Annotated in this window: 18 protein-coding genes and 1 pseudogene; 7 read left to right on the forward strand and 12 right to left on the reverse strand. The window is 66.0% G+C overall.

Features of this window, described 5'->3' with window-relative positions; translation table 11 throughout:
* Window positions 1–5: 5 nt before the first annotated feature.
* Window positions 6–875 carry an SAM-dependent methyltransferase gene (locus TPR58_RS17180; protein WP_346247964.1) on the reverse strand — a complete coding sequence of 290 codons (870 nt, stop codon included), beginning with the start codon at window positions 873–875 and terminating at the stop codon, window positions 6–8.
* Window positions 876–1,042: 167 nt separating this feature from the next.
* Window positions 1,043–3,040 carry a M13-type metalloendopeptidase gene (locus tag TPR58_RS17185; RefSeq protein WP_346247965.1) on the reverse strand — a complete coding sequence of 666 codons (1,998 nt, stop codon included), beginning with the start codon at window positions 3,038–3,040 and terminating at the stop codon, window positions 1,043–1,045.
* Window positions 3,041–4,140: 1,100 nt separating this feature from the next.
* On the opposite strand from TPR58_RS17185, the pseudogene TPR58_RS17190 reads away from it, so the two are divergent.
* The 3 genes and pseudogenes from TPR58_RS17190 to TPR58_RS17200 form a co-directional block, all read left to right on the forward strand.
* Window positions 4,141–4,420 (forward strand): annotated as a pseudogene (locus tag TPR58_RS17190) (transposase); the annotation flags it as partial.
* Between the two features lie 447 nt (window positions 4,421–4,867).
* Window positions 4,868–5,107 carry a hypothetical protein gene (locus tag TPR58_RS17195; protein ID WP_346247966.1) on the forward strand — a complete coding sequence of 80 codons (240 nt, stop codon included), beginning with the start codon at window positions 4,868–4,870 and terminating at the stop codon, window positions 5,105–5,107.
* Window positions 5,108–5,180: 73 nt separating this feature from the next.
* Window positions 5,181–5,570, forward strand: a complete 390-nt coding sequence (locus TPR58_RS17200; RefSeq protein ID WP_346247967.1) for a hypothetical protein — start codon at window positions 5,181–5,183, stop codon at window positions 5,568–5,570.
* Between the two features lie 231 nt (window positions 5,571–5,801).
* Here TPR58_RS17200 and TPR58_RS17205 read toward each other — a convergent pair whose 3' ends face one another.
* The gene (locus tag TPR58_RS17205; protein WP_346247968.1) at window positions 5,802–6,812 is read right to left on the reverse strand and encodes a cell wall hydrolase; all 1,011 of its coding nucleotides are present in this window, start codon (window positions 6,810–6,812) and stop codon (window positions 5,802–5,804) included.
* A 164-nt stretch (window positions 6,813–6,976) separates the two neighbouring features.
* Complete coding sequence (gene tgt / locus TPR58_RS17210) at window positions 6,977–8,113, reverse strand: tRNA guanosine(34) transglycosylase Tgt (RefSeq protein ID WP_346247970.1); 1,137 nt, start codon at window positions 8,111–8,113, stop codon at window positions 6,977–6,979.
* A 60-nt stretch (window positions 8,114–8,173) separates the two neighbouring features.
* On the opposite strand from tgt, the gene TPR58_RS17215 reads away from it, so the two are divergent.
* Window positions 8,174–8,884 carry a cupin domain-containing protein gene (locus tag TPR58_RS17215; RefSeq protein WP_346247971.1) on the forward strand — a complete coding sequence of 237 codons (711 nt, stop codon included), beginning with the start codon at window positions 8,174–8,176 and terminating at the stop codon, window positions 8,882–8,884.
* A gap of 7 nt (window positions 8,885–8,891) precedes the next feature.
* Here the strand turns inward: TPR58_RS17215 and TPR58_RS17220 are convergent, their stop codons facing one another.
* From TPR58_RS17220 to TPR58_RS17230, 3 genes are read right to left on the reverse strand one after another with little or no spacing between them, the layout of a single operon-like run.
* Window positions 8,892–9,545, reverse strand: coding sequence for an HAD hydrolase-like protein (locus tag TPR58_RS17220; protein WP_346247972.1), 654 nt, complete (start codon window positions 9,543–9,545; stop codon window positions 8,892–8,894).
* Window positions 9,538–10,527 (reverse strand): cation diffusion facilitator family transporter, encoded by a 990-nt coding sequence (locus tag TPR58_RS17225; RefSeq protein ID WP_346247973.1) that lies wholly within the window; start codon window positions 10,525–10,527, stop codon window positions 9,538–9,540. Before TPR58_RS17225 ends, TPR58_RS17220 begins: the two co-directional genes overlap by 8 nt.
* A 52-nt stretch (window positions 10,528–10,579) precedes the next feature.
* On the reverse strand, window positions 10,580–11,101 hold the full coding sequence (locus tag TPR58_RS17230; RefSeq protein WP_346247974.1) for an EF-hand domain-containing protein: 522 nt from the start codon (window positions 11,099–11,101) through the stop codon (window positions 10,580–10,582).
* Window positions 11,102–11,291: 190 nt separating this feature from the next.
* On the opposite strand from TPR58_RS17230, the gene TPR58_RS17235 reads away from it, so the two are divergent.
* The 3 genes from TPR58_RS17235 (at window position 11,292) to TPR58_RS17245 (ending at window position 14,714) form a co-directional block, all read left to right on the forward strand.
* Window positions 11,292–11,771: a MarR family winged helix-turn-helix transcriptional regulator gene (locus TPR58_RS17235; protein WP_346247976.1), complete on the forward strand. Its 480-nt coding sequence runs from the start codon at window positions 11,292–11,294 to the stop codon at window positions 11,769–11,771.
* On the forward strand, window positions 11,768–13,423 hold the full coding sequence (locus TPR58_RS17240) for an MFS transporter (protein WP_346247977.1): 1,656 nt from the start codon (window positions 11,768–11,770) through the stop codon (window positions 13,421–13,423). The genes TPR58_RS17235 and TPR58_RS17240 overlap by 4 nt, the downstream gene beginning before the upstream one ends.
* Window positions 13,424–13,616: 193 nt before the next feature.
* Complete coding sequence (locus TPR58_RS17245; protein ID WP_346247978.1) at window positions 13,617–14,714, forward strand: HlyD family secretion protein; 1,098 nt, start codon at window positions 13,617–13,619, stop codon at window positions 14,712–14,714.
* Between the two features lie 47 nt (window positions 14,715–14,761).
* On the opposite strand, the gene TPR58_RS17250 is transcribed toward TPR58_RS17245, so the two are convergent.
* The 5 genes from TPR58_RS17250 to TPR58_RS17270 all read right to left on the reverse strand — a co-directional run bounded on the left by TPR58_RS17250 (window position 14,762) and on the right by TPR58_RS17270 (window position 23,942).
* Entirely contained in the window at window positions 14,762–17,704 is a 2,943-nt protein-coding gene (locus tag TPR58_RS17250; protein WP_346247979.1) for a restriction endonuclease, read from the reverse strand.
* The gene (locus tag TPR58_RS17255; protein WP_346247980.1) at window positions 17,704–19,659 is read right to left on the reverse strand and encodes a site-specific DNA-methyltransferase; all 1,956 of its coding nucleotides are present in this window, start codon (window positions 19,657–19,659) and stop codon (window positions 17,704–17,706) included. The genes TPR58_RS17250 and TPR58_RS17255 overlap by 1 nt, the downstream gene beginning before the upstream one ends.
* Entirely contained in the window at window positions 19,660–19,857 is a 198-nt protein-coding gene (locus TPR58_RS17260; protein WP_346247981.1) for a hypothetical protein, read from the reverse strand.
* Window positions 19,858–20,070: 213 nt separating this feature from the next.
* Complete coding sequence (locus TPR58_RS17265) at window positions 20,071–20,835, reverse strand: DUF4391 domain-containing protein (protein WP_346247982.1); 765 nt, start codon at window positions 20,833–20,835, stop codon at window positions 20,071–20,073.
* Entirely contained in the window at window positions 20,832–23,942 is a 3,111-nt protein-coding gene (locus TPR58_RS17270; protein WP_346247983.1) for a helicase-related protein, read from the reverse strand. The genes TPR58_RS17265 and TPR58_RS17270 overlap by 4 nt, the downstream gene beginning before the upstream one ends.
* Between the last annotated feature and the right edge of the window lie 15 nt (window positions 23,943–23,957).

Here is a 23,957-nt window from a genome sequence, read left to right on the forward strand (position 1 = left end):
ATCCGCTAGGCGCGCACCCGCCCCATCACGAATGTGGCGAGCGGCTCGGCATCGATCTCGATGTCGGTACAGCCGCGCGCCTTCAGCATCGCCGCGATGTCGCCGGGATCGGTGATGTCACCGCCGCCGCGAAGCGTGCGCAGCGTCGACATCGCCGCCATGAACGGATCGGTCGGAAGCGTGTAGAGCGGCGCGATGATCCAGGCGTCGGGCAGGCTGGCGGCGACGATCCGGTCCAGCGCGCGCTCGACGACCGGGCGCGCCATGAACATCGTCGGCAGCCATGCCAGCGAATAGCGGGGATCGAGCGCCAGTGCGGTAACGTCCAGGTTGCGCAGGTGGATGCGCGATCGGTGCGGGCTTGCCGCGATGTTCCGTTCGGCCAGGTCCAGCGCGGGCGCCCACAGGTCGATCGCGTCGATCTGCAGCGCCGGACAGGCCTCGGCCGCCCGGATCGCGATCCCCGCCACGCCGGTCCCCACATCCAGGAACCTGCCCTCCAGCGTCCGGCGCAGCGACGGGCGTGTTTCCGCCAGCGCGAGGATACGGTCGAACGCGTTGCTCGATGCGCGGCCCATCGCCTGGAGCAACGCCGGGTCCTCGACCTGCCAGCCGGGCGCGCGATCCGCGTTGCGCAGCAATTCGCCGCCCTCGGCGAACGCCATTTCCGCCGCGGTGACGACCGCCGACAGATCCTCGCTGTCCAGCGCCCCGGCGACATCGTCCAGCGCGATCCGCGCGCCCAGCTCGATCTGCTCGCGGATCGCGGGATCGACGGTCGTGCTCGATCGCAACTTCACCGACGCGGCGATGGTGGCGAGCATCCGTGCCGCGCGCGAAAGCTGCTGAACGCGACGATCCAGTGTGTCCGACATCCGAAATCCTCCTGTGCCCGGTGAGCGACGATGCTGGCGCTTTCGGAAGTCCGGACGATCGACTTGGCGCAGACGGTCCTTATCCGCCCGCGGACTACGGGCGGATTGCCGTCCCGGCGTCCTGTCCTACGATTGCAATCGGGTAGGGGCCGGACGAGGCCGCGCCGCTACCACAGCCGCACGCGCTCGGCGGGCGCCAGGTACAGCGCATCGCCCGGCACCACGTCGAACGCATCATACCAGGCGTCGATGTTGCGGACGACGCCGTTCACCCGGTAGCGCGCCGGCGCGTGATAGCTGCTCGCGACGATCTGGCGGATCGCGCTATCCTGCGCCTTGTACAGCCAGGCGCGTGCCCAGCTCCGGAACAAGGCCCGGGTCGCTACGCGTTCGTCGCTGCCCGGTACCGGATGGTCGACGCGGTGGAGCTGCAACGCCCGCAGCGCCAGCGACAGGCCCGACAGGTCGGCGATCGTCTCGCCGATGGTGCGCCGCCCGTCCAGCTTCAGCCCGGGCAGCGGCTCGAACGCACCATATTGGGCGGCCAGCCGCTCGGCACGCGCCGCGAACCCAGCTGTTGCTGCCGGCGACATCCACTCGCGCAGGATGCCCTTGCTGTCATACAACAGCCCCTGGTCGTCGAAGCCATGGCCGATCTCGTGCCCGATGATGGCGCCGATCGCGCCGAAATTGGCCGCGGGATCGCCGTCCGCCGCGAAGAAGGGCGGCTGCAGGATCGCGGCAGGCACCTCGATCGCGTTCAGCAGCACGCTGTAGCTCGCGCCCACCGTCTGCGGCGTCTGGTACCACAGCTCGGCGCGCGTTTCCGGACTGGTCAGCCTCAATCGCTGCACCTGCCAGTCGCGCGCCAGCAGCGCGTCGAGATTGCCTGACGGATCGGCGGGATCGAGTGCGATCTCCGCCTGTGGCGGCGTCGCGGCGGGATAGCCCGCCTTCAGCGCCATCGCGTCCAGCTTGGCCAGCGCCTCGGCGCGCGATGCCGGGTCCAGCCAGTCGGCGCTGCGCAACCGCTCGGCCATTGCGCGCTTGAGATAGGTCAGCATCTCCCGCGCGCGGTCGCGGGCATCCTCGGTGAACTCCGCCGCGACATAGAGCGCGCCGATCTCCATCGGCAGCCGGGTGTTGACGAAGCGGGCGGCCTCCTGCTCGCGGCTCGGCCGCCGTGCGTCGCCGCCGCGCACGTCCGCGGTGAAGCGCCAGTAACGGTCGCGAAATGCCGTCGGCATCACCGCGATCGCGTTGCGGATCCAGGTGAAGGCCAGCCAGCTTCGCCACATATCGACCGGCGTCTCGGCGAACAGCCGCGCCTGCGCCGCGACCGCGCTGTCGGTGCCCAGGTTGATGCGCGCGACATCGGCCAAGCCGCGCGCGCGCAGCATCTCGCGCCACGGCAGCCCCGGCGCATAGGTACTCAACTCGGCGGGGGGCATGACGTGAAGATTGGCGCGCCGGTCGCGCAGCCGCTCGGGCGACCACATCCGCGCCGCGATCGCGGTTTCGATCGCGACCACATCGGCCGCACGCCGCGCCGAATCGCCGACCCCGGCCAGCGCGAGCAGGTCGGCGATACAGGCGCGATACGCCTCGCGAATGCCCTGCGCGCGTGCATCGGTTCCGGCATAGATCGCGCCCGACAGGCCCAGCATCGGCTGGTTCTGGTTCTGCTGGTCGATGCTGACCATCCATTCGCCCTGCGCGGGGAAGACGTTGAACGCGACCAGCGAACTGCTTCGCGGATCGGTCATCAACCGGCCGATCTCGCGGTGGCTGCGCGCCGCCAGGATCCGCGACAGCGAATGTTTCAGGCGCGGCAATCCACGCTCGGCCGCTCCGTCGTCCAGCACCGATCGATACGCCGCAACGACACGCGCCTCGCCCGCCGACCGCGGCACCGGCCGCTCCACCGCCTCCGCGACCAACGCCTCGACCCGCGCCGTCACCTGCGCGCCGACGATATCGAACTGGCCATAGTCGGATCGCCCCGCCGGGATCGTCATTCCCTCCAGCGCGGCGGCGTTGACATGGGCGTAGAAATCCTCCCCCGGCGAAATCGCGTCGCCGGCGTAACCATGCGCGCGGGAAGCCGCCAGAACGAGCGGGGTCGCGGCCATGCCCCACAGGGCGGCGCGTCGTGTGAGCGTCATCGATCGCCTTTCCGAGCACCCGCGCGATACTCGCAGTGAGTACACGGGCATATCTTTGACTACAGCTGTAGTCAAATCACGTTGGTGCGCTACGATTGGTTGCCGAGCTATTCACTTGGAGTCGCGGCATGGGCGGCTTCGCGCCCAAGCGTGATGCTTGCCGCATTCCGCGACGATCCGTCAGTTTCCTTATTGGAAGGCGTCTTCAACGGGCGCTGGCGGGCATCCTGATCCGGCACTGCCGCTCGACATCGATCAAGCTCGGAAACTTGTCATATATGATGTGTGCGAACGGCAAAAGTTCCTACTGGGATTTCGGGAAGTACCCATGAAGTATACATCCGGTATGGATGAAAATCAGCTCATAATACGAAGTCGACTTCGTAAAATATCGTTGCAACGCATTTGCATATTACAATCTTGTGTTACGATCCGATCACGGGAAAATCTGGGCTAGCTAAATTGCGGCGGCAAGGATGATATCCCGGTTGGGAGGGGGCATGCCGAGTCGTCGTGACTTTCTTGGCGAGACAGCGTTGCTGACGGTTTTTGATTCGACACGCGTATCTGCGCTGAGTGATCAGTATCAATATGATTCGCTCGGATGTCTGGTCGCCGTTGAAGCCATCTGTGGTCCGGGGCCGCAAAAATGATATGCAGTAAACACAATATTGTCAGGAGAATTATATTTCCATTTTTCTCGATCTGGGAAATCAGCGCTTTTATAATCCTTGAGGCTTTAGTGGTACTTGTAGCATGCCAATTAATAGATCAGTATTATATGCCGTTGCTATATGGATATGCTGGATGGGTGATGGTCGCATTCTCTTCCACTCCAGCGTTGCTCGATCTGCCGATTCAGCATCGCGCGCGCGTCGTTGCGTTTCTCGATCGGGCCGGCCTGATATATTCTCCCCAGCGAGATGCTTGGATACCACCGGTCCCGGCACTGTTCCGCTGGCCATATAACAAGGTCCGGTTGCTGCCGTCAGACAACACGCTGACCGTCGATGGCCCACGGCACTATCTTCGCGATCTGCAGCGATTTATTCGCACGCCTCAAGGTACGGCCGGCGGCTGACATGGCACATTTGCAATCAAAAGGGTTTCCCGAAGCGATCAATGCGGCATTCGTCCAGACCTGCATGGTCCACCTGCTGCGCAACTCGATGAGCTTTGCGTCATGGAAGGATCACAAGCCGATCGCGCAGGCGCTTGCGCAGTGGCTCCCGTGCCGAGACGGCCGAAGCCGGCCTGGCGGCGCTCGACAGCTTCGAGGCTGCCCCCCGTGGCACGCGGCACACCGCAATCGCGCAGAGCTGGCGGCGGCATTGGGACCAGGTAATCCGGTTCTTCGCCTTCTCCGAGGGCGTACACCGCCATGCTCTCGGCGGCCGGCGGCAGGATCGCTTTCACCATCGTTGAAGGCGGCGCGCACTTCATGCCGCTGGTCGCGCCTGATTGTTTCGTTCAGGCAGCCTCCGCCTTCGTCGAGAAAAGGAGGCCGCCGCCGCGCTGTAAGAGACCGTTTTGAAATGCGCCTGTTGGCGCATTGCGGTGCCGGCCCGCTCCCCCACCCGACCACCCACAGAATACTGCCGCTGGGTGGTCGGGTGGGGGAGCGGGCCGGTGCCGCCTTGAAAATCGCTCTTTCGCGATTTTCCAAACAGTCTCTAAGCCGGGCAGGTCGCTGGCCAATACCGCTGCGGCAAATCCGGATGTGCCAGCAATCTAGCGGACCAGCCTTATCGAACCTTCCTGATGGGACGGCTAATTGGATCATGCCAATGTCGAAAATTATCAACTGTGACGACCAAAGGTCTCATCATGTCGAGTGCATATAAACCGATCATCGCGATATCGCTCATGTCCGCTCCGATCTGGGCGTGGCTGTTCTTCGAACGTCTGTTTGCGAGCTGCTATATCGATGATGGCTGCGGCAGGATCGACCCGTTCGTCCCGGTCATCGTCACCGCGTCGGCGATCGTAGCGGCGGTGCTGACAGGATGGCTTCTGACGGTGGTGGGGAGAGCCGGTTGGAAAGCCGTGGTGGCGAGTTCGCGATAGGCCCGTCGGCAACGGCGGGTGGCTTTGCCGTTGGGCGATCAATCGCACGCTCGGCTCGAGATATGAGGGACCGATGATGTGGAAGCCTATCCTGTTTCTGGTGGCCGGGGCGGTGGGCATCGCTGCCTTGAGCCTGTCAGGGCCCGACCCGCACCCAGAACTTCTGCCCGAACTCGCTGGCTGCTACCGCGGGCCTCCAACGCTCCAGAAGCCGGACATCAGGATCGATTCGAGCGGCGAGATGTCCTTTGGAACCGTCAGGACACCCGTGGCGATCTATGGCGACAAGCTTGGACTGTACTTCCTGCCGATCAGCAATGTCGTGGTCGGAAGGGCTGCGGGCGCGCCTGAGATCCAGAAAGGACACCCGACATATCTGCGGATTGCCAAGGACCGTAGAGGTTTCGATATGTTCAGCGACGATCAGGAACGTGTCGAATTTCGCCGCACATCCTGTGGATGAGCAGGAGGCCGCTTCCGCCGAGGCGGGCTGCTTCGATCGCCACACTCGGTCGCCATCGCGGACACCGAGCGCATCCGTAAGTTCTGTGCGGTTGCCCAGGCGCCACTGGGAGGAGGAAATGGCGGTAGATCGTCCGGTCGCACAGTCATCGGCTGCGCGCGCCAGACGACCATCGACGATCACCGGGTAAAATTACTTTCGAGCACCGAAACGTCGAGCATGCCGTAAAATCTATCGGATCGGTTTCCCGCTGTCGCGCCACTTGTCGAGGATCTGGGACTCGTCGCCCATCGCCGGGGTGGCGGGCGATCCCGCGCTCGATGCCGCAGGCATCGGCAGGGCACCGGTGGACTTGCCGCTGTCTGCATGGGCGGGCTGGACCATGTCGCGCGGGGTCATGCCCGGCCTGGCCAGTGCATCCGCTCCAGGGATCGGCAGCGCCACCGGCGTGACGGCGTCCGCCACGGCCATCGCAACCGGCGCGTGCGGACCCGGCACCGGCTCCATCCCGCGATAGCGCTGGATGAACGCGCCCGCGGTGCCCCAATAGCCTTTCCAGCGGTGGAAGAAGTGCGCACCGAACACGCCGGTCATCACCAGGCTGCGGTTCCAGGACGGGGTCACGGCATAGGTGTGGTAATGCGTCGCCAGCCCGACCGGCGCGAAGACGCTGCCCGACAGCGCGGCGCCGGCAACCCTTTGCGCGCGCAGCCAGGCGGTGCGGGCGGGCGCCCGGGCCATTGCGCCGTCGCAGGCATAGCTGAACTGGCAGCCGCGCTTTTCCGACCCCTGATAGATCACGCCGCACACGGTCGAGGGGAAGGACGGGTGGCGCACGCGGTTGAGGATCACCTGCGCCACCGCGCGCTGGCCGTCATCTGGCTCGCTCGCCGCCTCGTAATAGATGGCGGTCGTCAGGCATTGCAGCGCGCGCGCCTTGTCGATCTCGGTGCCGGCATAGTGGAAGGGCTGGGCCGGGCGGACCGTGTCATCGACGATCGCGCCCGCCGGGATCGGCAGGTCGGGCAATGCGGCGGTGCCGGTCGTGCCCGCGGCGATCGCGGCATCGTCCTCGACCGCAGTGTAATAGGCGGCGCCGGGAAAATGATCCTCGGCCTCATAGCCGATCGCAGCGCGCGGCGGGGCGACCGCGCCGGTCTCGGCGGGGCCCAGCGCCTGCGCGGAAAAGCCGGCGCCGATCAGCGACGCGAACGCCGCCGCCGCCAGACCCCGCGCCTGCATCCGTGTGAACCGTCGCCAGAACACGCGACACCGCCCTCCGATCGGAGGCCCGGACGGGGCCTCGAGGACGGTCCATCTATCGCGTCCGGCCGCGGATTTCGCCTCCGGATTTGCCGCTGTACCGCGGCGAAACAGTTGATGGTTAACGCAAGCTTTGGGCGCGCTCAGCTGTCCGGCCTGGCGAGGTAGTCCGCGCGGAACGCGGTCGCGAAGCGGGTCAGCGTGCCGTCGCCGATCGCCGCGCGCAGATCGGCCATCAGCGCCTGGTAGAAATAGAGATTATGCTCGGTCATCAGCATCGCGCCCAGGATCTCGCCCGCGCGGACCAGATGGTGGAGATAGGCGCGGCTCGAATTGGCGCAGACGGGGCAGCCGCAGGCAGGATCGAGCGGCCCGGTATCCTCGGCGAAGCGCGCGTTGCGGATGTTGATCGGGCCCGTCCGGGTGAATGCCTGGCCGGTGCGGCCCGACCGGGTCGGCAGCACGCAATCGAACATGTCGATGCCGCGCTCGACCGCGCCGACGATGTCGTCGGGCTTGCCGACGCCCATCAGATAGCGCGGCTTGGTCGCGTCGAGCTGGCCCGGCGCGAAGTCGAGCACGCCGAACATCGCTTCCTGTCCTTCGCCAACCGCCAGCCCGCCCACGGCATAGCCGTCGAAGCCGATGTCGAGCAGCGCGTCGGCGCTTTCCTTGCGCAGATCCTGGTCGAGCGCGCCCTGCTGGATGCCGAACAGCGCCGCGCCCTCGGCATGGTCGCCGCCCGCGTCGAACGCGTCGCGCGACCGCTTCGCCCAGCGCATCGACCGCTCCATCGCCGCACCGCGCACCTCGCGGGTCGAGGTGGTCGGGACCAGCTCGTCGAACGCCATGACGATGTCCGATCCCAGCAGCCGCTGGATCTCCATCGACCGTTCCGGGCTGATCATGTGCCTTGTGCCGTCGAGGTGCGACTTGAACGAGACGCCCTCTTCATTGCGCTTGGTCAGCTCGGACAGGCTCATCACCTGATAGCCGCCCGAGTCGGTCAGGATCGGCCGGTCCCAGCCCATGAACTTGTGCAGCCCGCCCAGCCGGTGGACGCGCTCGGCACTGGGGCGCAACATCAGGTGATAGGTGTTGCCGAGCAGGATGTCGGCGCCGCTGGCGCGCACGTCCTGCGGCTTCATCGCCTTGACCGTGGCGGCGGTGCCGACGGGCATGAAGGCCGGTGTGCGGATCGTGCCGCGGCGCATCGCGATCTCGCCGAGGCGCGCCTTGCCGTCGGTTGCGTGGATGGTGAAGTCGAAGCGGGGAGGCATGGCCGGCCCTTGCCCCGTTCGGCGGCGGAGCGCAACTTGGGGCGAGGCGTTGGAGGCGGCATGGCAGGCGGGAGCGAACCGGACGAGGGCAAGGCGCGCGACGCGGCGCTGCGCGAGATGGCGCGGCACCGCGGCTATCGCCTGGTCAAGTCGCGCCGCCGCAAGCCCGGCGGCGATTTCGGCCGCTATGCGCTGCACGACGCGGACGGCCAGCCGGTGTTCGGGGTCGAGGACGGGGCGATGACGGCGAGCGCGGAGGACATCGAGGATTTCCTTCGCAATGCGATCCGGGCGACCTGGAGCACGTCGGAAGCGACGACCAAGGCGCGGCCCGATTTGCCGAAGCCCAAGCCCGCTCCGGCGAAACCGAAGCCCGCTCCCGCGCCGGTTGCGAAGCCGGCGCCGAAGCCAAAGTCCGAACCCGCGCCGCCGCCCAAGCCGCGGTTCAAGCCGGAGGTCGCGAACCTGCTGACGAAGCTGCCCGCGGCGAAGCCCGACGAGGATTTTGCCGAGCTGCTGACCCGGCCCGGCTTCCGGCTGGAGCGGATCGTGTCACGCGGCCAGGCGACGCCGGCGGACGAGCCGATGGTGCAGGATCGCGACGAATGGGTGCTGGTGCTCGAGGGGCGTGCCGGGCTGCGCGTCGAGGATTCGGACGAGGTCCAGCTCGGGCCGGGCGATCACCTGCGGATCGCGGCGGGGCAGAAGCATTGGGTGACGTGGACCGCGAAGGACCGCGCCACCGTCTGGCTGGCGCTGCACTTCGACTGAGCCGCGCTCAGCGCGCGCGCTGGCGTTCGAGATAGTCGAGAATGTCCTGCGGCTCGCGGAACAGCGCGTCGGGGCGCGTGCCGGCCAGCGCGTCCTCGGCGGCATAGCCCCATAGCACCGACCCCGCCTGCATGCCGACCTCGCGCGCTGCATCGACGTCGCGCGTCTCGTCGCCGATCGCCAGCGCCTGCGCCGGATCGACGCCCAGCCGGCGCAGCACCTTGCGGAACTTGGGCGCCTTGCCGAACAGCGACGAGCCGCAGGCGAAACACTCGATCTGGGCCGAATGCTTGGCGCCGAGGATGCCGCGGGCATTGGCCTCGGAGTTGGAGGTGACCAGCGCGATGCGGATGCCCATCGCGCGGACGCGCTCGAGCAGGTCGGGCGTGCCGGGGAACAGCTCGATCCGGCCGACGTTGCGGCCGACCAGCCGGCGGACATACCAGGCGATCAGCGGCAGCTTCCACCGTGCGATGCCGAGATGCGCGATCACCTCGCGCGAGGTCTTGTGGCGCAGCATCGGCACATCCTCGGGCGGGACGGTGCGAAAGCGGAACATGCGCGCGAGATCGTCGACGACCGACAGGAACCAGTCGCCGCTGTCCGACAGCGTCCCGTCGAAGTCGAAGATGACGAGCCGGACCGGGGGGCGATCAGTCATGGTCGTGGTGGTGGTCGTGGTGATCGTGGTCGTGCCCGTGCCCGTGGTCGCGCGGATGGGCATGGCTCCTGGCGGGCGCGCAGTCGCCGCCGGTGCCGTGCAGTCGGCATTCGGCGCCGTCGCCCAGCTCGATCTGGACGGTGGTGTGGTCGATGCGGAAGTCGTGCGCCAGCCGGTGCTGGAGGTCGGTGAGGAAATCGTCGCCGGGATGGCCGCCGGGCATCACGAGGTGCGCGGTCAGCGCCGCCTCGGTCGTGCTCATCGGCCAGATGTGCAGGTCGTGGACGCGGGTGACGCCGGGCAGGGCGGCGAGCGCCGCGCGCACCGCGTCGGGGTCGATGCCGGGCGGCACGGCGTTGAGCGCCAGGCGGAGCGAATCGCGGCCGAGGCCCCAGGTGCTCCACAGGATCACGACGACGATCACCAGGCTGAGGACGGGGTCGATCCAGGCGGCTTCGGTCAGCACCATGATGGCGCCGCCGATGACCACCCCCGCCGACACCGCGGCGTCGGCCATCATGTGGAGATAGGCGCCGCGGACGTTGAGGTCGTGCTGGCCGCGCATGAACAGGACGGCGGTGGCGAGATTGACGAGGATGCCGGCGGCGGCGACGAGCATGACGGTGCCGCCGGGCACGGGCGGCGGGTCGCCGAGCCGCTGGACCGCCTCAAGCGCGATCGCGCCGACCGCGACGAGCAGCAGCAGGGCGTTGGCGAGGGCGGCGAGGATCGAGGAATTGCGCAGGCCATAGGTGTAGCGCGCGGAGGCGGGGCGCTTGGCAAGCTCGGCGGCGCCCCAGGCGATCAGCAGGCCGAGGACGTCGGACAGATTGTGCCCGGCATCGGCGAGCAGCGCGACCGAGTCGAAGATGAAGCCCGCCGCGCCCTCGATCGCGACGAAGCCCAGGTTGAGCAGCGTGCCGATGGCGAAGGCCCGTCCGAAATCGGCGGGGGCGTGGCTGTGGTCGTGATGCGCTGCCATCGGGCGAGTCTTAGCGGCTGGGGTGCGGGTGATGCTAGGACATGGATCGCATTTATTGCAGGCGGCGCCGTCCCGAGCCACGGCGGCCCTGGCCGCGATCGGGCAGCGCCTGCGGCGTGCGCACGCTGACCAGTTCGGAGCGGACGATCACCCCGTCCTTGTCGACATCGAAGCGGTTGAAGAACAAGGTGAATCGCGCGCGCAGCTCGCCCAGGGTGATGCGGTTGTCGCCATCGGTATCGACCTCGAACGCGCCGGGCAGGGCGTTGCGGTCGCCGAGCCACATCAGTGCCCAGTCGGAGAAGCCGATATAGCTGATCGAGCCGCGGCCGGCGGTGTCGACCGCCTTGAAGCTTGCCTCGAGCCCCGCCTCGAACTCCGCTCGGGTGACGCGGGCGTCGCCGTCGCGGTCGAAGGCGGCGATCATCATTGCGACAGGCTCGACGATGATCGTGGGTGTCGGCTGGGGCGGGCGCTGGCCGGGCAAGGGGGTGGCGGGGGGCGGGGCGGGGGTGGTCTGCGCCAGCGCGGGGGTGGCGACGAGCAGGCCGATCAGGAGGGAAACGAGACGCATCGGCGGGGCAACTCCATCGCGGTCGGCGGAATCGCCGGAACACTCCGCCACCCTAGAAGCGTTACTGTGTGGCGATTGCGTGGCGAACCGTTCTGCACAGGCCGGTCCGAAACCGACCGTAGGAAAAATCCTATTCAATAGGCAATCATTGCCTATTGAACTATCTGTCGCGGCGGCCCAAATGCGTTTCATGTCGAAACCCAGTTCCACCCCGCTCGAATCGGCCCTGCTCGCGTTGACCGCGTCGCTCCAGCCCGCCCGCCGGGCCTGGACGCAGGAGATCACGCGCGCGCTGGAGCGGTTCGGCCTGGCGCTGCCGCTGGCGCTGGTCCTGGTGCTGCTGGGGCGCAAGCGCGCGGCGATGCGCCAGTCGGAGCTGGCCGATGCGATCGGGGTGAATGCCGGGGCGATGGTCCGCACGCTGGACCAGGCCGAGCGGCTGGGGCTGGTCGAGCGGCGCGGGGTCGCGGGCGATCGGCGCGCGAACGAGGTGCACATTACCGACGAGGGCATCGACCTGGCCGGGCGGATGGAAGTGGCGATGAGCGAGCTGCGGCTCGAGCTGCTGGGCGACCTGCCGCTGGCCGATGTCGAGGCGGCGGTGCGGGTGCTGGGCGAGGTCGAGGCGCGGTGCGGCGGGACCAATGCGCGGTCGAGGATGCTGGGATGAGCGACCGTTCGCGCAGCCCGGACGACTGGGAGTCCTATGTCGCCACGCTAAAGCCGCACGAGCGGCCGACGCTGGCGGGATCGCCGGCGACGCCCGACCATCCGCTGCGGGTGCGGCTGGCCTATGCCGCGGTGGGCACGCTGGTCACGCTGACCGGCGGGCTGGGCGCGGCGGTGATCCTGGCGAACCAGCAGAGCCTGGCGGGCAGCTACGGCGTGACGCAGGCCGAGGCGGCGTGGGCGCCGGTGCTGTTCGTGATGACCAATGCCACCGCGAACCTGCTGCTCGTGCGGTTCCGCCAGCAATTCGGGCTGAGGCTGTTCAGCGAGATCATCCTGGTCGCGTTCGTCGCGGTGACTCTGGGCCATTTGCTGGCGCCCGATTTCGAGACGTTGCTGGTGGCGCGCGCGATCGCGGGCATCTGTGCCACCGGGCTGTCGACGCTGGGCATCCTGTACATGATGCAGGTGTTCCCGCCCGCGCACCGGATCAAGGGGCTGATCCTGGCGGTGGGGCTGGCCGGCATCTCGGCGCCCGCGGCGCGGCTCTATTCGCCCGGGTTGATCGAATTCCATGGCTGGCAGGGGGTGCACTGGCTCGAGCTGGGCCTGGCCTTGCTGTCGCTGGCGGCGGTGTTCGCGCTCAGGCTGCCGCTGTCGGAGCGGTTCAAGGTGTTCCAGCCGCTCGACTTCCTGACGGTCGCGCTGTTCGCGCCGGGCATCGGCCTGTTGTGCGCGGTGCTGGGGCTGGGGCGGGTGCTGTGGTGGACCGAGGCGGCGTGGATCGGATGGGCGCTGGTCGGGGCGATCGTGCTGCTGTCCGCCAGCTTCCTGATCGAGCATGGCCGCAAGCGCCCGCTGATTGATCTCAGATGGGTGACCACCGGTGACATTGCGCGGATGGTGTTCGCGATCCTGGTGGTGCGCATCGTGCTGTCCGAACAGGTGACCGGCGCGGTCGGGTTCCTCCAGACGATGGGGGTGGGGCCGGACCAGCTATACGGGCTGTTCGCGATCGTGCTGGTCGCCAGCGCCGCGGGCACGCTGGCCAGCGCGCTGACCGTCAACCTGCAGCGGCTGTACCTGCCGATCGCGATCGCGCTGGCGATGGTGGCGGTGGGCGCGGCGATCGACAGCCAGGCATCGGTGCTGACCCGGCCCGAAAATCTGTATCTGAGCCAGGCGCTGCTCGCCTTTGCCGCCGCGCTGTTCATCGGGCCGACGCTGTTGCTGGGCTTCGGGCCGCTGATCGCGCGCGGCGCGCGGCACATGGTGAGCTTCATCGTCGCCTTCTCGACCATGCAGAACCTGGCCAGCCTGGCCGGATCGGCGCTGGTCGGCAGCGTCGAGACGATCCGCGCGCGCGAACATGCCACCCACCTGGCCGAGAGCATCGGCGCGGGCGACCCGATGGTGGTGCAGCGGCTGCAGCAGCTGGGCGGCGCCTATGCCCATACGATCGGCGACCCGGCGCTGCGCCAGGCGAGCGGCTTTGCCCTGCTCCAGCAGCAGGTGGCGCAGCAGGCGGCGGCGCTCGCCTATAACGATATCTTCCAGATGATTGCCGTCATCGCCGCGATCGGCGCGGTGTGGATGGCGTTCGAGCATCTGCGCCGGCGCCCCGCGCCGGCCGCGGCCAAACCCACGGACTGACACCATGAGCGAACCGACCGACCCCGTTTCCACGCCCGCACCCCGGCCCGCGACCCCGAACCCGACCCCCGCCCAGCCAGGGGCAGGGGAGAGGCCAGCGCCCGCGCCCGCGCCTACACCCACACCAACACCCGCACCCGAGCCCGTGGCGCAGGCTGTGCCGCCGGCGCCTCCTGCACCTCCGGCGCCGCCCGTGCCTCCTGCGCCCGCGGCTCCGGCGGCGGCCGACCGGCCCGCGCGCGAGACGCCCGACGAGGAGCGCCGCTATGGCCGGCTGGCCTGGCGGGTGGCGCTGGTGTTGATCGCGCTGGCCGGCGTGCTGCTGGTGCTTCGCGCCTGGGAGCTGCCGCCGTTTGCCGGCGATACCGAGCGGACCGAGAATGCCTATGTCCGCGGCCAGGTGACGGTGATCAGCCCGCAGGTGACGGGCTATGTCACAAAGGTGGCGGTGCAGGATTACGAGACGGTGCGCGCCGGCCAGGTGCTGGCGACGATCGACGACCGCATCTATCGCCAGCGGGTGGAGCAGGCGACCGCCGACCTGCACGCGGCGCAGGTGGCGCTGGCCAACAGCAGCCAGACCCAGGCGAGCGCGCGCGGCGACGTGGCGCAACGCAAGGCGACGATCGCCGGCGCCGAGGCCGAGCTGGCGCGCGCCCGGTCCGAGGCGGCGCGGTTCGAGAAGCTGGCCAAGGAAGGATGGGTGACGCGCAACCAGCTGGACACGGTGCGCGCCGCGCGCCTGTCGGCCGAGGCGGCGCTGGCCCAGGCGCGCGCATCCGAAGGCGTGGCCGAGACCGGCGTGACCAGCGCGGTGGTGGGCCGCGGATCGCTGGAGGCGGCGGTGGAGAATGCGCAGGCCAAGCTGAAGCTGGCGCAGATCGACCTGGACAATACCCGCATCCGCGCCCCGCGCGACGGCCGGCTGGGCGAGGTGACCGTGCGCGAGGGCCAGCAGGTGGCGGTGGGCACCCAGATGACGACGCTGGTTCCCGATCAGTTGTGGGTGGTCGCGAACCTGAAGGAGACGCAGATGAAGAATGTCCGCGTCGGCCTTCCCGTGACGTTCAGCGTCGACGCGCTGGGCGGGCGCAAGCTGACCGGCAAGGTGGAGCGCATCTCCCCCGCGACGGGATCCGAGTTCAGCGTGATCCGCAGTGACAATGCCGCGGGCAACTTCATCAAGATCGCCCAACGCGTATCGGTGCGCATCGCGATCGACCCGGGCCAGGAGGGCGTGGAGCAGCTGCGGCCCGGGCTGTCGGTGGTGGTGCGGGTGGATACGGAGTGAGAGGTGGGGTGGGGGGGCGATCGGTCGAATGGGCTGTCCGTCGGCGGTTAGCCCTCTACCAGCGCTTCCAGTATTTCTTCCGCTGACACGGCCTTCACATATTCAATGCCCAACGCTTTGAAATGCGCCTCGCCACACCGGATCTTGGCCTCTTCATCATAGCGTAGCGTACTGAAGTCGCTCTTCGACTCCGAGACGAGGTGCATCCTAGAGGCGACGGCTGCCACAGCCCAATCAGGGTTGTAGTGACCGAGCGGCGTGTCAATCTTGAAGTCCGGCGGGAGCTTTGCAAACACGCCGACTGGCTCGGCCTTGTCCAGGGTTTCAGCGATCGGCCGCTCGATTGTTTTCGAGTCGACTCGGACGTAAGTCATCGGTCCACGATCGACGAGCACGAGGTCATCCGCGTCCGCCTCGAAGGGTTCGAACAAGGTCTGCTCGAAGTGCTTGCCCGTTTTTTCGTAAGTGATTCCATGAGTGAGCACGTCGCGCCGGGCAAGGGCGATCGCCTTATGCGTAAGCTCGACGAAGGCCGAGGGATTTGCCTTGGCCCAATCTAGTCGATTGGACTGAACCAGAATCTGGGCGACGATTTTGCGCGGCAGGTTGGTGCGGGCCGCCAATTCGGACAGGATATCCGGCATTGGGCCAGTGAAGCCGCCGATGTGTCGGGACGCCGCAATCGTGCCCTTCTTCGTATCGACGCCATCGCGCGCGATAATCAGTTCCGCGCTTGCCCACGTGACGCGTGCAGTCGCCGGGTCAGGCATCTTCTGGAGATATTCGACCGCCTTGGCGATCAGATCGTCGTCCGTGAATTCGAGGCGATAGCGGGTGCGCGCCGATACCTTCGCCCAAAGTTCACGGAAAGCATCGGAGGCGATCAACTCCTCGCGCCGTTCCACGAGGACCTTGCTCTCGGTATTGTGGATCAGCTTCGCCGTAAGCCGTTCGGCCAAGGCTGTGACCGCTATCCGGGCCTCTGGGGCGAGGGTCTGCGGTAAAGGTACATTTTTCGCGGCGACCGCCTCGCGCATGGCGTCTGTGACGCGGCCAAGTGTATCAACCAGCCTGGCTTCTTCCCAGCCGGCGAATACCGCGCGAGCTTCATGCACGCCCAGCACTTGGGGTTCGTTCGCCCCGGCAACCGGATAATAGAGCTTGGCAAGGACCTCAACGCTGGCCCGGCCGAACGGGCGCTTGGTTTCCTTCTCGAGTTCGCTCTGCAACTCGTCGGCAAAGGTCGCATAATCCGTGTCGGCGATGACGGTCAGACGCGCGATACCTTCGTCACGGCGGCGCAATCCATGATTGTCTACCGGGAGGCGTAACCCGCGGCCGATCGATTGACGCCGCGACCGCTCGCTACCCATCTCGCGCAGCGCGCAGATCTGGAAGACGTTGGGGTTGTCCCAGCCCTCGCGCAGCGCCGAATGGCTGAACAGGAAGCGTAAGGGGACCGCCTCATCGAGGAGCTTTTCCTTATCGCGCATGATCAGGTCGAAGGTGCGTTCCTCAACCTTGTCGTCACCGGTGCTTTTCGAGAATTCCTTGTCCTCGAACGGCGTCACCGAATGCTTGTCCTGGCTGAAATAGCCGCCATGCGCTGCCGCTGCGTCGGGCGGCGTCGTGACGAACAGCGTCTTGAACTCGGGCCGCGCGGCCAGCTTGCGGTATTCGCGCTCGAAGACCTCGGCGAGCGGCCCCTTCCTCGGGCCCTCGTCGGTATAGATGCGGTAGTCCGCGACCGAGGGCACGAAAAACAACGACAGCGTCTTGATGCCGAGCGGGCGGTTGCGAAGCTCGGTGCGGAAATGATGTTCGATCGTGCGTGCGATCATCGCGGCAGCCAGACTGTCGCCGGTATCGTCGCCGAACGTCTCACCGCGGCTCATCGTGCGAATGTCGCCGGGCAGCATCAGCTGCATCGTGTTCGCACCGGCATCAAGGTGGCCAAGCTCAAGCCCGGCGTAGAGCGAGCGCCCCCCGGACAGATCCTCAAGCGTGTCGCCTTCGTGCGCCCAGACCTGCTCCGGCTTCGGCCCCCCGCCGAACTGCTTATGGATCTCGATCCGCGCACGGGGCGCATGCCCCTTGCGTGCTTCGACGTCGATCAGTCGGACGAAGGAGCTGTTCGTTGCGTCGCGGATGCTCGCGCCGTCGACCCAGATCCGCTTGACCAGTCCGAGCTGGAACGCGTCGAACGCGTCAAGCCGATATAGTGTGTGAACCACGTTCACCGGCGTCGCCGTGTATTTGAACATGGCGAGCGGGTTCATGGCGGCGAGTGCCTTGCGGCCCGCGCCCTTCAACCCGCCCTCGACCGATTGCGGCTCGTCCACGATCAGGATCGGGCGCGTCTTCGCGACCCACTCGGCGGCGGCCTGATCGCCCAGCGCTTCCTGGTTCGGATCGTAGAAGACATTGTTCGCGCTATTAATCGACTGGATGGTGACGATCATAACCTGGATGTCGGCGGCGATGGCGAACTCGCGGACGCGGCCCAACTTGCCACGATCGTAGACGAAGTTCTTCAATTTCACGCCGTCGAACTGGCTCGCGAAATGCTCGCGGGTCTGCTCGATCGACTTCTTCACGCCCTCGCGGATCGCGACCGAGGGGACGACGATGACGAACTTGCTGAAGCCGTGGCGGCGGTTCAGCTCGATGATCGTGCGGAGATAGACATAGGTCTTGCCGGTGCCGGTCTCCATCTCGATCGTGAAGTCCGCCCCCCCGAAAGCCGTGTCCGGTTCCAGTGCGTTGGCCTGCTGCACTGCCTGGATGTGCGGAAGCCAGTCGTCGCCCTCAAGCGAGCAGACATTTCCGATGCCGACGCCCTTTTGCGCCAGCTCCATCTGGCCGGCAATCTCGAGCGGCGCGACGGTGAAGGTTGCCTGCGAGCCCGCGGTCGCGTCGCCGAACACGCCGAGCGCCGCGTCGATCGCGGCGCGCTGATGCGGCAAGTCGTTTTCGAAGACGAATTTCATTAGATCGCGCCCAGCTTCTCGATCGCCTCTTCGCCCAACCGTTGACGGAGCGTTGCCGCGAGGTTGGCACGCGCCTCGGCGGCCCGGTTGCCGCCAGCGTCGAAGCCACTGTCCTTGAAGAAGAAGGTGGTCGGTGCGGGCGGCGCGAGTTCGTTCAGCCAGTCGGCAATGCCGTCGCCAAGCGCACGCGCTTCGATAGCGGGTACGTCGGCGAGGCAGACGATCAAGGCGCCGCCGCCTAGGGAATGAACGACGCGGCCGGCGATCGACCGGGTTTCACCGGGGAGCGCTAGGTCGATACCGGTCTTTAGCAGCAGCTCTACGAGCAGGTCGTCCTCGCTCCGTCCAGGCAGGATGTTGCTTGTCGCGTCGATCAGGTCTGCGGCAAAGTCGTTGCCGGGCTGCCACCGTTTTAGGTTGGAGGTGGCGAGCTTGTAAACGCGGAAGCCCGTGTCGAGCTGCACGTCGGGTCGATCGGCTTTCAACTTGTCGCCGGCGCGACGGAGGCGCTCCTTGGTCAGCTCGGCAATGGTGCGGGGTTTGCCTAGCTTGTCGCAGAAGTCGGCGGCGGTTTTCTGCTCGGCCTTGGCGGGGTCGAGCGGCTCTGGAAGCTGAACAAGAATGTAGCGACGGTTGCCGCCGTCGGCGGCGTTCTGCGCCATGACGGCATGACCGGTGGTGCCGGAACCCGCAAAGAAGTCCATGGCGATGAAATCTTGCTCGGGGTGAGCGTAATTCAAGAAAGCGGCAGGAACGCCGACCGGCTTGGGAAATGAGAAGAGCTTGGGATCTCCCATCAGGTCAACGATTTCTGCAGTTCCTGTCTGGGTGTAAGGACCGTCCATGATTGAACCCGGCTTCGATCCCCGAACAACGCCTTCCTCATCGCGAAGGTATTGCTTATAAGAAACTGACCAACGATCACTACGCTTTTCTATAACAAGACGTTCATCAGCCAGAGCCGTCATCGTGCGAGACTTCTCCCACTGCCATTGCTTCTCTGGCCAGATATCCTCGCCCTTCCAAGGAATTGCGTAGCGAAGGTTTTCTCGTTCATCATTGCTCGTCGTAGCGAGCGGCTGAAGTCTGTAAGGGCCGCGAAATTCATACTTATCATCTTGAAACTTATAATACTTCAATGCACCGGGATCGGGTGGCAAATCAATCTGAGGGACCGCTACCTTGTTTCTTGCGAAACACAGGACGAACTCATGGTGAACGACAACGCGCTTAACCTTCGCGCCGCCTCCGTAGGACTTTTTCCAGATGATAGAAGAGACGAAGTTATCGGGTCCGAAAACGTTATCTAGAAGCAGCTGAAGGTTGGACTGTTCAGAATCGTTGCAAGCGACGAATATTAGACCATCTTCTCGCAGAAGTTCCAGCGCCATCATTAGACGCGGATACATCATATTAAGCCAGTCAGTATGAAACCGGCCGCTACTCTCCTTGTTGCTGGTCAGCCGCGCCCCATCCTCACCTCGCTGTCCAGTCAGCGCCTCATAGTTCGCCAAGCTGTCCGTGTAATTATCCGGATAGACAAAGTCCTTTCCGGTATTGTAGGGCGGGTCGATGTAAATTATTTTGACTTTACCCGCATAGCTCTTTCGCAGCAACTTGAGCACTTCGAGATTGTCGCCCTCGATCACAATGTTCTTGGTCGTGTCCCAGTCCTTGCTGTCCGCCTTCGCCGGGCGCAGCGTGCCTAGACTTGGGGTCAGCGCAAAGGCGCGGGCGCGGGCTTTGCCCTTCCAGCTGAGGCCGTAGCGCTCGGCGCCTTCCTCGACCGCTTCGCCGAGCAGCTGGCGCAACACGTCGAAATCGACCTTGCCGTCGGTGACGATCGCCGGAAACAGCGCCTTGAGCGCCGCGATGCTCTCGCCCACTACATTGCCGCCGTGCGCCGCCGGATCTTCCCGGGTGATGCGGGGAATGGGGTTGGTCTCGTCAGCCATCTACTTAGTCTTCTTTCCGTTGGTCTTGAGCCAAGCCGACACGAGCGGATGGCCTACATTGATGACGCCGGTCGGCAGCAGCACCTTGTCGCCGATCAGCTTTTTCAGCGCATCACGCCGCAGCGCAAGCTTCTTCGGAAGCGACAGGTCGAGCGCCAGCAGCACCGTGTCGCGGTTGATGTTCTGGGCGACGGCCATGCGGTGCTTTCGCAGCAGCTTCTTGCCGGCGACGGTTATCGCAGGTTCTATCGGTGGGCGAGGCAGCCGCGGGGACTTTCGCCCAACCGCTGATCCGCCTCGGTCCTTGGCTGAGAAATCTGGGTCAAACGACCACGCTCGCCTAGGGCCGATGATCGTCGATCCGCCATTGTATCCGCCCCTGCCCAGATGCCGCCCCCTTCTTGTGTGCAATTAATCGAGCATGGTCTTGCACTTGTCTAGCTCCGCCTTGGTCTGGCGCAGTGTTTCACCGAGTTTGACCCGCGCCGCCAACCGGCTTTCCTTGCGCATGGCGGCGGCAAGAGCCACGATCCTCGCGTCCAAATCGGCGGCGTTGGCCAACGCCACGCGCCAGCGCGCCAGCTCGTCCGCAGATGTGGCCAGCCGAAAGGGGCGCGAGCCTCGGCGGGCGGCACACAGCGCGTCGATCCGTTCGACCAGCCCCGCATAGAGCGCGCCCAAGTCGCTTGAAGGCAACCGATCCAACGCCAGCGCGGTAAGGAAGCCGCGATCGTCTACGGTCAGCGCACCGGTATCGTGCACGGCAGTGACGACGACACGTCCCGCCTCGCGTTTGGCCGCGCGCTTCGAGCCGAGCGACACCGCCGCCGGAGCGTCCGGCGCGTCGTCGGCATGGATCAGCACCACGGGCTGCGGGATGGCGCGATGGATGATCTCCGCCAGTCGCGGCGGCATCGGTCCGCGGGTGCGCGCAACGAGGACGTTGACGGTGCTCACCTCGAGCCCGTCGATCGTCGCCGAAGCGACGCCCGCCGTCGCAGGATTGATGGCTGCCAGCCAGTCCAGCCGCGCCAGCTTCCCCTCGATCAGCCGTTTGTCCGCCGCCGTCGGGACATTGTCGGCGAGCGACGCCTTCGGCACGCGCCTCGGGGCCGGCCCCGGTGGCAGGGCGAAAGCTCCGACCAGCGATTCGAGCGTGATTGGCGATCCGGTCATTCGGCGGGCATGACGGGAAACCAGGCGACGACCTCCCAATCGTCAAGCCCGCTGGCACCGCTCATTCCCTGCAGCGCGCCGGTCGTGAACAGGCTGTCGACCGCGCGCTCCTGCGCGGTGCCAGTTACGCCGACGATGGCCGCCTCCAGCAGCGCTTGCCAGCGCTCCATCTTCGCGCCTTGCCGTGTCTCGCGGTCGAAGCGGCGCCACAGTCGATCACTGTCCGCAGGATTGATCCGCGCGAGCTTGCGCATAGTGTCGAGGATCCGCTTGGGCGCTGTGTACGGAAGGTGGATCGTGCCATCCATGCGCACATGTACTAGCGCGTGCGGACTGAGCGGGTCTTTCGCGTCGAGAGCTGCCAGCGCGCCCGGCGTGTCGGCGCGAAGGACGAAAATCGCGCCCGCTGGCAGGTCATCGCTCTCGGTAACGGGCGCATGGACGGTCAGTGGCATCCGCCCGAGTTGTTCGCGCTCCTCGTCCGAGAGCTGCGCGAGGTCGAGGCGCAGGTCGTTGAGCGTGAGGTCGGTGATGGCGACCCCCTGCGACAGGTCTTCCAGCTCGATGACCTGATCCTGCATCGCCTCCAGTTGCCGGCGGCGATATTCCAAATCGTTCATTCCGTTGCCGGGATCGGCCTCGATGATGTTTTCCTCGCCAGTGGCGGACACGTCGAGCAACTTCATGCGTCCGGAGACGGTGCGCTCCAGGCCGATGTAAGCGTCAAGGTCCATGTTCGGCCAGAAATTGACGAGCTGAATCCGGCTGTTCGTCGATCCCAACCGGTCGATCCGGCCGAAGCGCTGGACGATCCTCACAGGGTTCCAGTGAATGTCGTAGTTCACCACGCAGTCGCAGTCTTGGAGGTTCTGACCTTCGCTGATGCAGTCGGTTGCGATGACGAGATCGATCTCGGGTTCGTTGGCCAGCGAATCCGGCCGCGCGCGGGATCGGGGCGAAAAGGCGGTCAGGATCGTCGCCAAGTCAGACCTGAGGCGGCCGCCCGTCACACGGTTCGCCCCCGAGCCCGTCACCAGCGCCGTGATACCTGGTACCTCGTCGGCCAGATTGTCGTGCAGATATGCGGCCGTGTCAGCGAACGCGGTGAACACGAGCACCTTGTCGTTGCCGGGGTTGATGGGCTCAGCGCGCTTGGCGGCTATAATGCGCCGGAGCTCGGCGAGCTTCGCGTCACGATCCGGAGTGACGCCGCGCGCCTCGCGCAGCAGCCGCTGGAGCCGCTCGCGATCCGCCTTGAGATCTCGATCCCAGGCGATCAGGTCGGCATCCGAGAGCAGAACCTTGACGCGCTTACCGACACCCAAGGCTTCAATCAGCGGGTCGTCCTCCGCCAAATCCTCGATCGTCGGTACCTCCACACTGTCGTCATGGGCGGCGATCCTGGCGATCAACTCATCGACGGCTGCGAGCTGGCGCTCGACCGTCAGCGCAAAGGCGTGGACCGAGCTTTCCATCCGCTTGAGCAGGTTGACCCGCATCAGGCCGACCAAGCTCTCCTCGCGGTCGAGCTGACGGAACACAGACTGGCCCGCCTTGGCGGTCTGATTATAGCGGCGATCATATTCAGCCCGCTTGTTGGCGAGCACGTAACGAAGTGGCGCATAGGCGGCGAGCGTCAGTCGCCGGATTTCGTCATTCACCACGGAGATGGGCGGGAAGCTGCCATCCGAGGCAACATCGGTCTTTCGATTCTGCGGCGGTAGCTTCTCAGGAAATCGGCCGGTCTCGCCGATGCCGTAGTAGCGCTCGATATGCTTCCGCGACCGCGCGATCGTCAGCAGGTCGAGCAACCGCACATAGTCGAAGCCGAGCATGTCGAGCAGTCGCTGCGATGTGCGTCGTTCAGCCGGAAGCGCCTGCCACTTGTTGAACGCCGTCTGAGCCAGCCGCACCGTGCCGGCTATGCTCTTGATACCCGCGTCTTTTAGCGCTGCATCGTCGCCTTCCGTCGCGAAAGCGATCTGATTCTTGAGGTCGTTGAGCCGGTTGTTGACCGGCGTGGCGGACAGCATCAGGACCTTGGTCTTGATGCCCGACTTGACGATGTCCCGCATGAGCCGGTCATAGCGGCTCTCACCATCGCGACCCGTCGGGCGGTTCCGGAAATTGTGCGATTCGTCGATGACGACGAGGCCGTAATTGCCCCAGTTGACGTGATCGAGGTCGATATCGCCGGACTGGCCGCCCTCGCGTGACAGATCCGTGTGGTTGAGCACGTCGAACGCCAGCCGGTCGCCCGCCAGCGGGTTGCGCACGTCGTTGCGCGTCCACAGTGTCCAGTTTTCACGTAGCCGCTTGGGGGCTAGGACCAGTACACGCTCGTTGCGCAGCTCATGGTACTTGATGACCGCGAGCGCTTCGAACGTCTTACCCAGGCCGACGCTGTCGGCGATGATGCAGCCGCCCCACTGGCGCAGCTTCGCGATGGCACCGAGCACGCCGTCACGCTGGAAACGATAGAGCATCTGCCACACACGGCTGTCCTCAAGGCCGAGCCGCTGGTCGGGCAGGGCGTCGGCATCGGCGGCCATGTCGGCGAACAGCGCGGCGAGCGCCCGCTGGTAAACGAGCGACGGTCCGTTGTTCGTGCTTGCCGTCTGCAGATCGGCGATCACTGGACTCTGCTGTGATGCGTTTGACCGGCGCCATAGCCCGTCGAACCAATCGGCGATGGGCCCAACCTCCGCTTGGCCTTCCAGGAGCTGGATGATGCCGGACGTCTCGCTCGGAGCCAGGCCGAGCCCTGACGTTGTCATATCACAATCGCCGATGAACGCCCGGCCGGCATCGTCGGCAAGCAGCAGGGACTGTCGCAGCGGTAGAGCGGTCGCTCTGACGTCGGCGCTGTCGAGCCACGTGAGTGCCTTGAGCGCGCTACCCCGGAGCGTCAGTGCGTTGCGCCGACGACGATCGCCAGCGTCTTGCCGCAGGCCGGCGTCCGACGACAGAAGAAGGCGCCGGAGGTGAACCGCAGGCAGCATGGCTGCGATGCCCTCGACCGACGCCGCGCCCGTCGCTACATCGATCGCGCCGTTTGGCAGATGGTCTGCGACACGATCTGTGCCGGTGTTGGAAAGCAAGCGCATTTAACGATTAAATCG

This window comes from Sphingomonas rustica (assembly GCF_039652585.1).
Classification (GTDB): domain Bacteria; phylum Pseudomonadota; class Alphaproteobacteria; order Sphingomonadales; family Sphingomonadaceae; genus Sphingomonas; species Sphingomonas rustica.

Bases quoted from the DNA above. Each gene is read 5' to 3' on its own strand.
- TPR58_RS17180 (WP_346247964.1), bottom strand. From the start codon at position 875: ATGTCGGACACACTGGATCGTCGCGTTCAGCAGCTTTCGCGCGCGGCA.
- TPR58_RS17185 (WP_346247965.1), bottom strand. From the start codon at position 3,040: ATGACGCTCACACGACGCGCCGCCCTGTGGGGCATGGCCGCGACCCCG.
- TPR58_RS17195 (WP_346247966.1), top strand. From the start codon at position 4,868: ATGTCGAGTGCATATAAACCGATCATCGCGATATCGCTCATGTCCGCT.
- TPR58_RS17200 (WP_346247967.1), top strand. From the start codon at position 5,181: ATGATGTGGAAGCCTATCCTGTTTCTGGTGGCCGGGGCGGTGGGCATC.
- TPR58_RS17205 (WP_346247968.1), bottom strand. From the start codon at position 6,812: ATGCAGGCGCGGGGTCTGGCGGCGGCGGCGTTCGCGTCGCTGATCGGC.
- tgt (WP_346247970.1), bottom strand. From the start codon at position 8,113: ATGCCTCCCCGCTTCGACTTCACCATCCACGCAACCGACGGCAAGGCG.
- TPR58_RS17215 (WP_346247971.1), top strand. From the start codon at position 8,174: ATGGCAGGCGGGAGCGAACCGGACGAGGGCAAGGCGCGCGACGCGGCG.
- TPR58_RS17220 (WP_346247972.1), bottom strand. From the start codon at position 9,545: ATGACTGATCGCCCCCCGGTCCGGCTCGTCATCTTCGACTTCGACGGG.
- TPR58_RS17225 (WP_346247973.1), bottom strand. From the start codon at position 10,527: ATGGCAGCGCATCACGACCACAGCCACGCCCCCGCCGATTTCGGACGG.
- TPR58_RS17230 (WP_346247974.1), bottom strand. From the start codon at position 11,101: ATGCGTCTCGTTTCCCTCCTGATCGGCCTGCTCGTCGCCACCCCCGCG.
- TPR58_RS17235 (WP_346247976.1), top strand. From the start codon at position 11,292: ATGTCGAAACCCAGTTCCACCCCGCTCGAATCGGCCCTGCTCGCGTTG.
- TPR58_RS17240 (WP_346247977.1), top strand. From the start codon at position 11,768: ATGAGCGACCGTTCGCGCAGCCCGGACGACTGGGAGTCCTATGTCGCC.
- TPR58_RS17250 (WP_346247979.1), bottom strand. From the start codon at position 17,704: ATGAAATTCGTCTTCGAAAACGACTTGCCGCATCAGCGCGCCGCGATC.
- TPR58_RS17255 (WP_346247980.1), bottom strand. From the start codon at position 19,659: ATGGCTGACGAGACCAACCCCATTCCCCGCATCACCCGGGAAGATCCG.
- TPR58_RS17260 (WP_346247981.1), bottom strand. From the start codon at position 19,857: ATGGCCGTCGCCCAGAACATCAACCGCGACACGGTGCTGCTGGCGCTC.
- TPR58_RS17265 (WP_346247982.1), bottom strand. From the start codon at position 20,835: ATGACCGGATCGCCAATCACGCTCGAATCGCTGGTCGGAGCTTTCGCC.
- TPR58_RS17270 (WP_346247983.1), bottom strand. From the start codon at position 23,942: ATGCGCTTGCTTTCCAACACCGGCACAGATCGTGTCGCAGACCATCTG.